Origin of the sequence: Prevotella sp. C561, from assembly GCF_000224595.1 — a bacterium.
Taxonomy (GTDB): domain Bacteria; phylum Bacteroidota; class Bacteroidia; order Bacteroidales; family Bacteroidaceae; genus Prevotella; species Prevotella jejuni.
Window position 1 is genome coordinate 91,396 of the sequence record NZ_JH114143.1, and the last position, 13,949, is coordinate 105,344.

16 protein-coding genes and 2 pseudogenes are annotated in these 13,949 nt (G+C 40.6%); 1 reads left to right on the forward strand and 17 read right to left on the reverse strand.

The genetic code is table 11. From position 1 onward, the window contains the following. Positions 1-359 (forward strand): annotated as a pseudogene (locus HMPREF0666_RS16475) (IS30 family transposase); the annotation flags it as partial. A gap of 944 nt (positions 360-1,303) precedes the next feature. On the opposite strand, the gene HMPREF0666_RS05925 reads toward HMPREF0666_RS16475, so the two are convergent. From HMPREF0666_RS05925 to HMPREF0666_RS18645, 17 genes and pseudogenes are all read right to left on the reverse strand, one after another. Beyond that, entirely contained in the window at positions 1,304-1,696 is a 393-nt protein-coding gene (locus HMPREF0666_RS05925; protein ID WP_009011455.1) for a hypothetical protein, read from the reverse strand. Next, positions 1,693-2,064 (reverse strand): hypothetical protein, encoded by a 372-nt coding sequence (locus HMPREF0666_RS17945; RefSeq protein WP_232214068.1) that lies wholly within the window; start codon positions 2,062-2,064, stop codon positions 1,693-1,695. Before HMPREF0666_RS17945 ends, HMPREF0666_RS05925 begins: the two co-directional genes overlap by 4 nt. 21 nt (positions 2,065-2,085) lie before the next feature. Continuing rightward, a pseudogene (locus HMPREF0666_RS18640) lies at positions 2,086-2,133 on the reverse strand (hypothetical protein); the annotation flags it as partial. 109 nt (positions 2,134-2,242) lie between these two features. Then, a complete protein-coding gene (locus HMPREF0666_RS05935; RefSeq protein WP_232214069.1) occupies positions 2,243-2,749 on the reverse strand; it encodes an Imm15 family immunity protein in 507 nt (168 codons plus the stop codon). Beyond that, on the reverse strand, positions 2,746-3,330 hold the full coding sequence (locus HMPREF0666_RS18525) for an RHS repeat domain-containing protein (RefSeq protein ID WP_009011458.1): 585 nt from the start codon (positions 3,328-3,330) through the stop codon (positions 2,746-2,748). Before HMPREF0666_RS18525 ends, HMPREF0666_RS05935 begins: the two co-directional genes overlap by 4 nt. Beyond that, complete coding sequence (locus HMPREF0666_RS18530) at positions 3,321-3,677, reverse strand: RHS repeat domain-containing protein (protein WP_009011459.1); 357 nt, start codon at positions 3,675-3,677, stop codon at positions 3,321-3,323. Before HMPREF0666_RS18530 ends, HMPREF0666_RS18525 begins: the two co-directional genes overlap by 10 nt. Positions 3,678-3,843: 166 nt before the next feature. Then, positions 3,844-4,365: an SMI1/KNR4 family protein gene (locus HMPREF0666_RS05945; RefSeq protein ID WP_083822520.1), complete on the reverse strand. Its 522-nt coding sequence runs from the start codon at positions 4,363-4,365 to the stop codon at positions 3,844-3,846. A 24-nt stretch (positions 4,366-4,389) separates the two neighbouring features. Continuing rightward, a complete protein-coding gene (locus HMPREF0666_RS16095; RefSeq protein ID WP_009011461.1) occupies positions 4,390-5,421 on the reverse strand; it encodes an RHS repeat domain-containing protein in 1,032 nt (343 codons plus the stop codon). A 109-nt stretch (positions 5,422-5,530) separates the two neighbouring features. Further along, complete coding sequence (locus HMPREF0666_RS05955) at positions 5,531-5,773, reverse strand: hypothetical protein (protein ID WP_009011462.1); 243 nt, start codon at positions 5,771-5,773, stop codon at positions 5,531-5,533. After that, positions 5,770-6,108, reverse strand: a complete 339-nt coding sequence (locus HMPREF0666_RS05960) for a hypothetical protein (protein ID WP_009011463.1) — start codon at positions 6,106-6,108, stop codon at positions 5,770-5,772. Before HMPREF0666_RS05960 ends, HMPREF0666_RS05955 begins: the two co-directional genes overlap by 4 nt. Before the next feature lie 53 nt (positions 6,109-6,161). After that, positions 6,162-7,028 carry an RHS repeat domain-containing protein gene (locus HMPREF0666_RS17955; protein WP_009011464.1) on the reverse strand — a complete coding sequence of 289 codons (867 nt, stop codon included), beginning with the start codon at positions 7,026-7,028 and terminating at the stop codon, positions 6,162-6,164. Positions 7,029-7,547: 519 nt separating this feature from the next. Continuing rightward, positions 7,548-8,189, reverse strand: a complete 642-nt coding sequence (locus HMPREF0666_RS05970; RefSeq protein ID WP_009011465.1) for a hypothetical protein — start codon at positions 8,187-8,189, stop codon at positions 7,548-7,550. Positions 8,190-8,216: 27 nt separating this feature from the next. Next, a complete protein-coding gene (locus tag HMPREF0666_RS17960) occupies positions 8,217-10,349 on the reverse strand; it encodes an RHS repeat-associated core domain-containing protein (RefSeq protein ID WP_009011466.1) in 2,133 nt (710 codons plus the stop codon). A 132-nt stretch (positions 10,350-10,481) separates the two neighbouring features. Beyond that, complete coding sequence (locus HMPREF0666_RS05980; RefSeq protein ID WP_009011467.1) at positions 10,482-11,330, reverse strand: hypothetical protein; 849 nt, start codon at positions 11,328-11,330, stop codon at positions 10,482-10,484. A 19-nt stretch (positions 11,331-11,349) separates the two neighbouring features. After that, positions 11,350-12,207, reverse strand: coding sequence for a hypothetical protein (locus HMPREF0666_RS05985; RefSeq protein WP_009011468.1), 858 nt, complete (start codon positions 12,205-12,207; stop codon positions 11,350-11,352). Then, positions 12,198-13,793, reverse strand: coding sequence for an RHS repeat domain-containing protein (locus HMPREF0666_RS18535; RefSeq protein ID WP_009011469.1), 1,596 nt, complete (start codon positions 13,791-13,793; stop codon positions 12,198-12,200). The genes HMPREF0666_RS05985 and HMPREF0666_RS18535 overlap by 10 nt, the downstream gene beginning before the upstream one ends. After that, complete coding sequence (locus HMPREF0666_RS18645) at positions 13,780-13,947, reverse strand: hypothetical protein (protein ID WP_009011470.1); 168 nt, start codon at positions 13,945-13,947, stop codon at positions 13,780-13,782. Before HMPREF0666_RS18645 ends, HMPREF0666_RS18535 begins: the two co-directional genes overlap by 14 nt. Between the last annotated feature and the right edge of the window lie 2 nt (positions 13,948-13,949).

The window sequence follows — 13,949 nt, forward strand, 5'->3', positions numbered from 1 at the left end:
TTGTTTATGAGAAAACTTAAGAAGGGGAAAATGCCAAAGAACTGGCACGAACTGTAATACGCTTACTGTCTCCATTCAAAGAGCATATCAAGTCTATTACAACTGACAATGGTACAGAATTCGCTTGTCATGAAATGATAGCCAAAAGCCTTGGTGTTACCATATATTTTGCTGACCCATACGCTTCGTGGCAGAAAGGGGCTATAGAAAATGCTAACGGACTAATTAGGCAATACGTGCCAAAAAAAGAAACCTTTGAGCATATCAGCCAGCAACAAATAACTAAGTATTCAAAGAAAATTAACATGAGACCAAGAAAGAAATTAGATTTTAAAAAGGTTCTTCCGTTAAATGTGTAGATTGTTAATAGAATGAGATTAATCCACATACATGGTAAGCTTACCTCCAATAAGATTGTTTTATAAGGGGGGTAAACTATATGATAAATATAATTAGGTGTGATGTCTATCTGTCGTCTATAACCTGCTTATTCCCTTATTAAATCATGTTTGTAAACTATTTTTGTACAGCTCAAACCCAATACATGCTCTTTTGGCTTCTAAAAGACGCCCTTTTGGGTTGCAAAAGATGCTCTTTAAGACCCTTACTAACGCCCTTTTGAACACCAATTAGGCATCTTTTACTTTACACTTGGTAACTAATTGATACTCTGTTGATTGTAAACCTGCTTCATGTGTGTGTTTTTGCCGTTATTTATAGATGTTTTCTTTGAAATTATGTAATGGTTTTTCAATCCTCTTGCCTGCAGATTTTCGAAGTCTTAAAACGAAAAGATTTTCAATGAAAGAGGATGAAAATAGGATAGATAGTTGACTGTCTCAGCTATATTTTTATTTAATGAGTAACTTTGGCTCTTACGTTAAAGCACTACGAAAAGCGTCCACACATTTAACGGAAGAACCTTTTAAAACACCACAGGACTGCTTTTACGAACTAATTAAGTAGATTTGCACTTGCTTGTTGAATTCACGTTTAACTTTGTAAAGATAATTCTGTTAAAAAAGTGATAACTACGCTTTGATATTACGAAATCGACTCTTTTGTGATACAAAACCTATACTTTAACCGTGTAAAACAGCCGCTTTTTGAACGCGAAATAGCAAGAAGTTGTAATATTCTACTGTATAATGAGTTATGTAATGCTTATACTTTTGAAAATATTTATATCTTTATATTCTTAAATATGCTGGTTACAATTCCATTAAAAGCTCTGTTTTTAGATTATCAAACACTCTATAGCACTGCTTTTTATAAAATATTTCAGAAAAGTAAACAAGCATAATCACTCATCATTGGCAAAATCTATCGCTTCCTTTATCACATAAAAATCCTTATTTTCTTTGGATATGGAATCTATCAGTTTAGAGAACTCCATCTCTCCCAAAACTGATTTATAATCATCGAGCATAACATCCAAATTCCCCTTGTATCTTTCCTTTTCATATGGATTCCCTTGCAGATAATACAAGTTTATGTATCTTTTGGCTTCAGAAGGGTTTAGGTATAACAATAATTCAAAGACTTTTGCTTCAAAAAAGCTATCTTTAAGTAATGAAAGGAAATATTCCAACAACGCACTGTCTTCAGATTTCTTTATCTCTATACCTGACAGAAAAGCCTGAAGTCTTTCCCGACTCTCAAAGTATTCTTTAACTAATAAATCCAGTTCTTTCATCCTTTACACACTTTGCCACTACTTAGTATATCTGTCTTTGAGACATTGTCCTTAATTTTCCAATCAGGAACTCCTCCTTTGGTTTTGCCTTTTAGCACAACATCCTTTCCCTTTGTATCAATATCAACAAAATAATCAGCACCTAAAGCTTCTGTACTTTTTTTTATCGCATCAGGGTTTTGAGGTTTTATTTTTGTACTTGTAGTACTTATACCTCCTCTTGTATCTTTTGGATCATACTTAAAACCATTTTTCTTAAAGTCTTTATATTCAGCTTTCGACATAAATCTTCTTACAATTCCTGGGTTTTGCGGAATACCATTAAAATTTAATCCAAATAAATCTACATACTCATTACAATCCTCCACATACCCATACAGCGTAGGGTTATTTCCTGCTAACCTTATCGGATCTTGGCTGATGTAATTACCAATCCTCGGGTCGTAATAGCGGAACCTGTTGTAGTAGAGGCGCGTCTCATCGTCCTCATAGTGCCCTAACTAGCGGAAAGGAATGAAGTCAAGGATGTCCTTGCGGTTGCGAAGTTTACCATAGTTTGGGAACAATATAATATCTGATGATATCTCCATACTTATCTGGAGTAATAACTTTGTAACATGCAAACATACTTTCATCAATTAATGTTCCGTACATTCTACCTAAATACTCTTCCCTTTTTAGACTAACAGCTTTATCTTGTGTCAAATAACTTGCCACAAGTTTTGTGCTAACGAGAATATTGGGTACAGAGAAACCAACATCGTTTATCTCGTCTACAGGATCTAACAATGTAATACATAAAAATAAATTGTCATTCTCTGTACTACTTAAAGTATGCCTTAAATAAAGTTTCAGATTATATAGTAAGAACAAGGAACAATTAAGCAGACACACTGAAAAATTTTCACGTGCAATACTTTCTTGTAAAATATTTATCCTTTCATATCTGTCTATTATTGGTACTTCCTCAGATAAATTTGAACGAAATACCATATTTGATATCTCATCCAATTGTTGACTGGTATATATGTTTTCATATATACTCTTCATCATACTTTCCAACCGTGTTCTCTTAACCATTTCCTTGTCTTGTTTGAAAACTTCGGATCACTATCGTGTATAGAACCATCTAAATTTATAACACCATCCCATTTACCCTTACCATGTGCATGCCATTGAGAATCCGGCACATTTGATTGGGGAGCATCAATTCTACTAATTTCATTTGGTCCTTGTCCTTTTTTTATTTTCTTCTGTGCATCTTTAGGTGTCCCACATTCCAGCCCAAATAGATCATCTTGTGTATTACAATCCCCCACATACCCATACAGTGTTGGGTTATTTCCGGCTAACCTTATCGGATCTTGACTGATATAATTACCAATCCTCGGGTCATAATATCTGAATCTGTTGTAATAGAGGCGAGTCTCATCGTCCTCATACTGTCCCAACTGGCGGAAAGGGATGAAGTCACGAATGCCTTTTATGTTTCGAAGGTCACCATAAATATCATAATCAGCCTGCCAAACTACGTTACCATAGCTATTGTACGCTTCCACAGGGCGCCCCATATAATCGCTGATAATCGTGTAGCGTTCACCGTTCTGTATCTTTGCCACAGGAACTAAACCCATGTGACAAGGTTCTCTACCAGCTCGTCGCCTAACATTCGGATACGGCCAAACTCGTCAATGCTATGCTGTGGACGGTCCTTCTCCTCAGACTGCCACTCCTGCACCATCACGTTGCCGTCCCAGAGATAGCGGAAGACGTGACCATTGAAAAGCTTTGCCGTGCGACGCCCCAGGGCATCATACTCGAAGCGAACAGTCTTGCCATATGGAAGCCGCACTTCCCTAAGCATACCGTTGCCATACCACTCATAGGCATAGTCACCAGTCTGCCAAACAATATGCGTGCCACTTTCCTCCGAAACCTCATGGTTCGGATGCTGTGTCAGTCCACGCCGTGGAGTCTTCAATATGAGGTTGCCCTCTACGTCATAGAGACAGTCATAATGGCGGTCACGGATATCCTGCCACCCTTGCCGTATTCCCTGTCACGGAGGATCTCCTCCTCTCTGCTCTCAATCCCATACTTATATAGTTCTTAACCAGTTTTGCTGATATCTGAAACATGTAAAAGTGCTAAACAACAAGGTTTAACACTTTAAATATACGGGGAAGAGGCTGAATAGAAAAGGGGAGAAGTTCTTTATATCTATTGACATCTGTAATTTTATCAATAAATTCATTGAGATTAGAAGCAACTTTTCTCAATTCTATGCTCCTAAAGTCAGTCATATAGATGTCCATCTCATCATCTTCTTTATTATACGAATTGATATCCCAAAATAAGTATTCACCATTATCGCTACTTGCAAATGGGTAAAGATTCTTTAGGGTTGAGAGAGAGATGTCTGCAGCAACCTCAAACCATATATCTCCATTGACTACATCTTCATAATAAGTCGAACGTATTTCATCAGACCTGATGAAGATAGAGTCTCCATGCTCTGACAATGGAATATAGATGTGAAAAAGGTCTACTGTAAGACCATATCCATATTTCGTTACGAAACGAAGGTAAGATAATGGAAATCTCCTCCCATTATTAAACCTATATGTACTTAATGCTGGTAAATCCCCAAAACACTTTTGAGAACCTATAACTTCAAGTTCGAATGTATTTTTTTATCCATGACAACATGATGTTTTCTGTCTTAATCCATTTTTTATTTCTGCATCTACAACAACATTACCTTTTTGGTCAATAGCATACATTGTTATTTTACTAGGGGTGAGGTTATCTCCATCATATACGGCTTTTACCTCTAGTAGAATCGTATCACCATTCTTGACACGCCTAGTTATTATATTCTCATATTTTGTCATTCCTGGGTGATTAGTACCATCTGTAATCGTTACAATATTCCTTGGGTCTACTCCGCTCTCTCCATGATTTTTTGCTATTAAATGTCCTCTCTGTTGGTGATATGGATGCTGACCTCCTTTCCACCCTGGTGAATCTATTCCTGCATCAGTACCCTTAGGTAAAGAGCCTGTAGAATCTAAAGATATTTCTGCCAATCCTCCAGTTGGTCGACCTAAATGGTCTAAAGAGTAATAGTCTATTGATAACCCCCAGATATCTACATTTGAGTTTCCATCCCCTACATATCCATACAGTGTTGGATTATTTCCTGCTAATCTTATCGGGTCTTGGCTGATGTAATTACCAATCCTCGGGTCATAATAGCGGAAGCGGTTGTAGTAGAGGCGAGTCTCATCGTCCTCATACTGTCCCAACTGTCGGAAAGGAATGAAGTCACGGATACCTTTTATGTTTCGAAGGTCACCATAAACATCATAGTCAGCCTGCCAAACTACGTTGCCATAACTGTTGTACGCTTCCACAGGGCGACCCATATAGTCGCTGATAATCGTGTAGCGTTCACCGTTCTGTATCTTTGCCACAGGAATGTATGAGCCTTCCTCATACACCCATGTGACAAGGTTCTCTACCGGCTCTTCGCCCTGCATACGGATGCGACCGAACTCGTCAATGCTATGCTGCGGGCGGTCCTTCTCCTCATACTGCCACTCCTGCACCATCACATTACCGTCCCAGAGGTAACGGAAGACGTGACCGTTGAAGAGCTTTGCCGTGCGATGCCCAAGGGCATCATATTCGAAGCGAACAGTCTTGCCGTATGGAAGCCGCACCTCCTACTTCATGACTGACATATTCTACTCTATCAATCACAACTCCGTTCGCCTCACTCTTTATACAAACTGATATATTCCAAGCATGGTGACTTTTAATTTTTCTGTATTATTTAAATAGAATTTTATGAAAACATTCTAAAAGTTGATTTACTTTATTATACTCAGTTTTTCCCATATCCGAATGCGCCATCAGCCCACAGAGATTAGAATAAAAACATTCCATCAAATGGAATTGATTTTTTTCTGTCACTTCTCTTAGCTTCTGAGCCATTCCTTTATATAGTTCAATTCTATTATTATTGTCAGAAATGCCTGATAGCTCTAATAAAGATTCTATTATTGTTTTCATAAACTAAATTTTACTTTTTCAGTCTTAATGATAGTTGAATTTGGTAACTCTTTGATATTTATAATACCTTGATAACCTGTTCCTTCAAGAATTTCAGTTCCGTCTTGACTAATCTGCTTAGCAGCTGTCCCTTCTCCGATCCATGTTCCAGCCTGAGGTTTAAATGTTGTGACATATTCTATCTCAACACCCCATTCTTTTAAAAGAGCTAAATCTTCCCTCAACGCTTGCTCTGATAAATATTTCTTGTTTGTTACATAATTATACTCTCTCCCTAATCTATTTGATTTACCATGATATTTGTAGAATATTTCATCACCACTAACTTGTCGCATATTTACAATTCCATCTGTGAAGTTTTTTCGGTGAAACTCGGGTATACTTGGACCTATTTTTTTACCTTTTTACATCTAAGTCCAAATACATCAGCCCAATTATTTAAATCCCCCACATACCCATACAGCGTTGGATTATTACCCATCAGTCTTATCGGGTCTTGGCTGATGTAATTACCAATTCTCGGGTCATAGTATCTGAACCTGTTGTAATAGAGGCGCGTCTCATCGTCCTCATACTGACCCAACTGGCGGAAAGGGATGAAGTCACGAATGCCTTTTATGTTTCGAAGGTCGCCATAGATATCATAGTCAGCCTGCCAAACTACATTACCATAGCTGTTGTACGCTTCCACAGGGCGCCCCATATAATCGCTGATAATCGTGTAGCGTTCACCGTTCTGTATCTTTGCCACAGGAACGTACGAGCCTTCCTCATACACCCATGTGACAAGGTTTTCTACTGGTTCTTCGCTCTGCATACGGATACGGCCAAACTCGTCAATGCTATGCTGCGGTCGGTCCTTCTCCTCATACTGCCACTCCTGCACCATCACATTACCGTCCCAAAGGTAACGGAAGACGTGACCATTGAAGAGTTTTGCCGTGCGACGCCCAAGAGCATCATACTCGAAGCGGACGGTCTTACCGTATGGAAGCCGCACCTCTTTAAGCATGCCGTTACCATACCATTCATAGGCATAGTCACCAGTCTGCCAAGCAATATGCGTGCCACTTTCCTCCGATACTTCATGGTTCGGATGCTGTGTCAGTCCGCGACATGGAGTCTTCAATATGAGGTTGCCCTCTACGTTATAAAGATAGTCATAATGCCGGTCACGGAGAATCCTACCACCCTTGCCGTACTCCCTGTCCCTGCGGTCACGACTGCGGAAGACGTTACCCACGGCATCAGGCATGCGGTAGTCGTCCGTGCTTTCCTCATAGCAGAGTTTAACCGTGAGCTACACTACTCGCAGATGTTATCAAGCAAGTTCCCTAATGAAATAGTGAGAGATTTTTTATTTAACTTTGTAAAGATAATTCTATTAAAAAGTGACAACTACGCTTTAATGTTGCGAAAGCGGTTGTTTTACAATGCAAAACCTATGCTTTTACCGTGCAAAACAGCCACTTTTGGAACGCAAACCAATAGGTTTTGTAATACACTGATGTATAACGAGTTATGAAACAGTTACGCTTGTAAAAAAATATTTACACTACTATTATCTTCTTTTCAACATTCGCGAGTTAAACGAGTTGTAAAATACTATTATAATGCACTCTCTTATCTATCTATATATATAAAATTAAATGTCAAGCTGAACTTTTTATCAAAACCATAATTCCAAAGCGTTACATATTCATCAACTATCACTAATCTTATAAGGTTCTATATAATTCAGGCTTATCGTGTGCTGTTTCAATAATCATATTCTTTAATATCCTAAATCTGATAAAAGAACAACTCCTGATATTATATCTAAATATGTTTTATACTCCAAAGGAATTTGCTGTCTGAACATTATATCTTTCTCTGGATCGACATTTTTCTTTAATTTATAGCATAAATATAACCTTTCATTTAAGTTCGGGTATATTTCTATAGTTGTTAGTTCATACGCTTTAACAGAATCATAATCTTTGACAGTTAGTTTACGGATTTCTTTCTTATAAATACCAGAAGGATGAGTATTTTTAGAATCCTCTTGTATATCTTTCTCAACTAACAAACAATTATGTAATCCTGCTGTAATAAATGTTCTTTCGTTCTTCGTTCCTTTCCAAAATGTCATTCTTTCGAACTCACCTGAAATTATCCAGAACTTAAATAATTGTCTGTAGCCTTCTAAACCATGAATGCCCTTTACATCTTTTATTTGACTTAACTTGAGGAACTGCCTTGTTACTGCATGACAAAACAATATATCATCTACAGATAATGTGTCTATATTCCACGTACCATCCTTACCATACACTTTAAAGAATATGAGGTAAGGCTTCTTTATCATTTGCCCTAAGACATAGACACCATTTCTTAATTGTATGGATATTATTTTATTTTCTTTCCAAGATATCATTTTTGTTATATATAAATTTATAAGACATCAACTACAAGTAACTTTATTCTTTTCTAAGAAGGAATCAGCAGCATCCAAATAGCTTTGCCTGTTCTTGTTGTTTTTACCTACAGGATTTTGTTTGTTGGCTACCCCTTCTTTTCCAAATTTATTCACATCCATGTCATAAAATCTTTGTTCTAATCCTCTTGCAGTATGTTTTCCGGAGATATCTTCACCCTTATATAGGACTTCAGGAGCACGCCCTCCAAATTGAGAGAAATCACCACCATATCTACGAGAAACTATTTCGCTGGCACTTAATCCGAGTTCAGAGGGAGCACTAGCATAGCCTGTGTAAGGTTTCCCATTTTTAATTCCGTGATATGTTACATGTGTCCTTCCTGCACCAGAACTTACATCTAATCCAAACATATCTTTCCAAAGATTTGGGTCAGTGACAAAAGCATACAATGTCGGATTATTTCCTGCTAATCCTATCGGGTCCTGGCTGATGTAAATGCCAATCCTCGGGTCATAATATCTGAACCAGTTGTAATACAGCCCAGTTTCCTCGTCCTCATACTGACCTAACTGGCGGAAAGGAATGAACCGCCTGCTGCCGTGGAGGTTGCGGAGGTTACCATAGATATCATAGTCTGCCTGCCAGACAATATTACCATTATCATCGTATGCTTGGACGGGACGGCCGATGTAGTCACTGACAATGCTGTAATGCCTGTCACCGACAATCTTGGCAGTTGGGACATAGCTGTCACTGTCGTAAACCCACGTGATGAGATTCTCAACTGGTTCAGGCCTGTCGAGCGTGACCTCGCCAGTCTCGGTAACACTCGTGTTCGGACGGTCAGCTTCGGTATAGTCCCACTCGTGCAGGATGACATCACCATCCCAGAGGTAGCGATATACTCGTCCGTCAAAGACCTTCTCGATGCGTCTGCCTAAAGCGTCATACCTGAACGTTATGGTTTTGCCGTCAGGCCGTGTTACACTCCTAAGCATACCATTGCCCTGCCACGTATAGGCATAGTCGCCGCTCTGCCATTGAAGGAACTCATCTCGTGCCTCCACATTACGCGATGGCTCCATCCTACGCATGGTCTTCAGCACAAGGTTGCCATGGCTGTCATAATAATATCGCCACTTCCTGTCCTCACGCAACTGTCCACCACGAGCATAACTCCTGTCCGTACGGTCGGGGCTGTCGTACACGTTACCCATTGCATCTGGGTTACGCCACTGACAACTTCCGTCACCATATACAGCCCCTAACAGAGAACCGAAGGTGTCATAGTCGTAACGGACACTTCTACCGTTTATTGTGTCAAACGTTTGTAAAAGACGAAGATTATCCCCCCAAGTATATGACTTGTCATACAGTGTTCGCCCATTATGCCGGACACGCTGATGTGCAGGACGGCCAATGCTGTCATAGTGCATCGTATTCTCTACACAGCCAGGCATCATGCGTGATGTTTCACGCCCGAACCGGTCGTATGCTATGTCCGCTTCCCAAGGCTTCCTCTTTCTTGACATACCAGCTGATATGTGGTTGACAGCGCCTTTTATATCATATCCGTAGGTAATATTTCCTTCTAATGCACTGACGATATTTGAGAGTCGAGAACGCTCATCATACTTATGCTCCACTGTACGCCCGTCTTGGGTTTCCTTTATGACCTGCCCAAAAGCATTACGCACGAACTCCGTCACGCTGTCTCTGTTGTAAGCTTTGGTGAGTCTTCCGGCCTTATCGTACTCCCAAGCCTCCCAACTACCATCGGTGTACTTGTTATAGGTAAGTCGTCCAGCTTGGTCATACTGATGATGCACAGCCGTACCATCAGGTAGCTGTGTAGTAATCACCGTGCCGTCAAGGTCACGGATATAATGGCGTTCCGCTCCGTCGAAGCCCCTTTCACAAATCACCTCACCATTAAGGTCACGTTCAAAGAAGTATCGTTCACCGTGTTCGTTCTCGACAAACTTCAGTTGGTCATAGGAATCATACTCATAGTTCAGCGCACTGACCATGCGCATGCTGCTCGTCCGACGTGTCTGACGGCGCAGGTTACCCATAGGAGTGTACTCCATAGTCCACACCTCATTGCCACTGGTAACTTCAACAGGCAGGTCGTAGGCATCGTAGGAGATGCGCATCACGCTCTGTCCAGGAGTTGCGTAGCGAGTAACACGGCCAAGTCGGTCACGTTGCCATTCTGTACTATTCCCATCCGCATGCCTGTGTTTCAGAGTCGTGCAGAGCCATTATGCACGCATGAGTTTTATGTTTTATTTGATTCCAAGAAGGACATACATGTCATTTCTTGCCTTTTCTACAGCAGGTGAGGGACGGAAATTATTAGCCTTTATGTAGGGAACGAATACGCTCAGAATCTTGTCGTCAATGAAGTCGATGGATTTCCCCTGCGTGTGACGGTAATGGATGAGAGCAAGGATCTCTGTGGGGAAAACTCGCTGTGAAGCGAAAGTAAACTCGCTCCTTACGAAGCTGTCGTTGTTGGATTGTTTGACATGGTATTCCAGCATGTCCGACAGCAGAGTCTTGACCTTCTCTTCATCGTCAGAAAGGATGTTGTCCATGCAATCCTGATAAAGTGGTGTCAGCGGCTTGGTGATGTATGGAGTCCACAAGTCGTGGTTCTTACCACCCGTATAGATGTCATATAACAAGAATGCTTCTTGGAGTGTTGTGTCCTGATAATTTACACTATACTCCATAGCTATATATTCCTTTATTAAATTTATCATGGAATGGAACATGATATCCCTCTCTTTTTCTTCACCAAACATAAGGATTCCTAAAAAGAGAGAAGATGCACCAACCAGCATATAGCGAAACTTCTTTTCTGGGTCATGGGTGTACATTGTGCAAACCATATATTCCAGCATAAAGGAATCGATAATGCCAGTAAAGTCCTCTTGGTTGGGATTATGCCAGAAAGGGTAAAAGTGCATGCCAAAGTAATCTCCAAATACTGTGTCGTGCGTAATGTAATTATCAAAATCAATAGACATATTTGAAAGAAATTCTATCATGAATTCATCATCGTCTAGCACATAGTTCTTGAATTTTTTCAGTTCCTTTTCCACAAGTCGATCAAATACTTTCTTTTTCATTAATGATGTCCTCCTGTTTTTAGTCTTTCCCTTGCCTTATTTCTTTAATTTCTTTAAGGGTATGTGTGTAATGTTTCTTATTGGGATAGAAGTTCACCACTTCTAATGACTGAGACTTTAACAATGGACTCATATTTCCGTCCTTGCAATTCCAGAAGTTTATTTTCTTCAGATGAGGCATGGATTCCACAAAATCAATCGAGTCCAGTTTGTCAATGAATAAATCCTCAATATGAGAGTTGCCTTTGAGAACCGAGAAGTTTTCAAGTCTCCTGCATCCTTCAATCTGCAAACTTTCTAAACTGGACACTTCATTGATTTGATGTATATCTTCAAGTTTATTATTCCTAGCAAGACAAAGCTTTCTAATTGAAAGTCTTTCTACACCATACAAACTCTGAATTTGTGAACTATAAATATGTAATATTTCAAGATTTCGCAATGCCGAAAGAAGTAATAAGTCTGGAAAAGGATACTTACAAATTACCAAAGAAGTCAAAGAATAAGCCTTATCTAAATTAGTCAACCCATTCCAATAATCACTTCCTAAATGTTGGAGTTTTGTAAATCTAGAGATATCGAACGTGAACTTCTGTTTATCTTGAAAATACACCTTTCTCATTTCTTTGAGATTGTAAATGGATTCAAAATTGATAACGTTTCCAATATCTTGAATGAAAGATATGACTTGCAACGTTTCAGACAATTTGTCAAGTTCCTTGAAGTCAACAATAATATCTTTTGCTTGGCTACCAATTAAATGTATTTGTCGTATCTTAATTTGAGCAGCATACTTAATACCTTCTTGGAAATCTTCCACATGAATTGTTAAATAATTGCCATCCAAATTTTCTCGAATAGTTTTATCTAGTGACATTGCTTTACTTTCGTTTTTTGTTTGTTATTTTTGTTTTGTTGGTTGAATTGTTTTTCAAAATCATCCGCCTTTTGCATAATCTCATCGTATAATGTTTTATCATTAATCTTAGCATCCTCAAGAAGTTTCTTACCTGGTGAGTTAATTGCATTTGCGAAGTCTTCATTCTTAACAGCATCCTTTCTTCTCATAAGCTCAGCTTCGACCATGAAACCTGTTTTATTGTCTCCATAATCTATATGTAGGCTTTGTGTTGCTTTATCTTTACCACCAATTCGTTGTTTCATGGAAGTATTCATTCTAGCCTCGTTACCTTTCCCGATGTACCAATTCTTTCCATCTGTAAACATATAAGTCCCTGTAAGTCCTAAAATGTCCACGAATACATTTGGATCTTCAACATACCCATACAATGTAGGATTGTCTCCCAGTAGTCCTATCGGATCCTGGCTAATATAAGTTCCTGTATTCGGTTCGTAATAGCGGAAGCGGTTGTAGTACAGCCCCGTCTCAACGTCCTCATACTGACCCTGGTACTTAAACGGAATGAAGGAGGAATTATTGTTGCCCTTCCTTCTCTTTCTGCCGAAGATGTCAAGTTCCTGCTCCCAAACCTTGTTGCCGTTATTGTCAAATGCCTGCAGGGGAGTGCCGAGGTAGTCAGACACGATGGAGAAGCTCTCGCCGTTGGCAGCGAGCTTGGCAGCAGGAATGAACGTGTCCTGCTCGAAGAGCCAGGTTGTGATGTCTGCCTCTTCAGTATCAGACGAAACCTCCTGCCACTCATGCAAAGGTACATTGCCATCCCACACGAAGTGAGTAGCGACACCCTCATAGGTCTTCTCGGTTCGTCTGCCCAGCGCATCGTATGCGAATGACACTTCCTTGCCGTCAGGACGGACAACCCTCGACAGCATACCGTCACTCTGCCAATCATAACGCCAGCCTGCACCAAAGGCACGGAAGGTTATGCCGAGCTCCTCCTCCAGATGTGCCTTCTGTACGCCGAGCGGAACGGACACGCCAGCCCAGTCCAGCGTTCTGAACTCCTTGAAAACGAGGTTGCCCTCGCAGTCATAGTGATAGAAGTAGTCACGGTCTTCCGCCAGCCGGCTGCCCACACCGTACTTACGGTCATCCTTCTCACGTGTCTCAAAGAGATTGCCGATACGGTCAGGAATACGGTAGATGCGCTCAACGTCATTCCCCTGCTTGTACTCTGCAGAAAGGAGATTGTCGAACTCATCATAGTCATAGCGTACCCGGCGCCCCGTAAGACCGTCCTCGGTTGCATGAAGATGGTTGCCGATGCCCCAGGTATAGCTGCGACGGAACTGTTCGACATTGCGTGCACCCACCGACTTGTAGGTCTCACGTCCAAGGCTGTCATGATGTGTCTTTACATGCACTCCGCCTGTAAGTTCACGCTCCGTCTCCAGTCCTACCCTGTCACGCTGCCATCTGGCTGACCATCCTCCGCTGTTCATCTCACTGAGATTGCCATCCTTATCGTGGGAATAGTCAATACTTGCACCAAGACTGCTCTCGGTGTGCACGTGGCGTCCTGTACGGTCATACTTGCGCATGATGCAGTGCCCGCCCTGTGTCTCTTTTCACTATCCGCCCTCCAAGGTCGTGCTTGAAGGCTACTTTTATTTCCTTGTTCTCAGCACGCAGTAGCCGCCCATCCTCGTCATAAGCAAAGCGGCTTGTTCGACCGTCATGCTGTGTTTCCTGCAGGA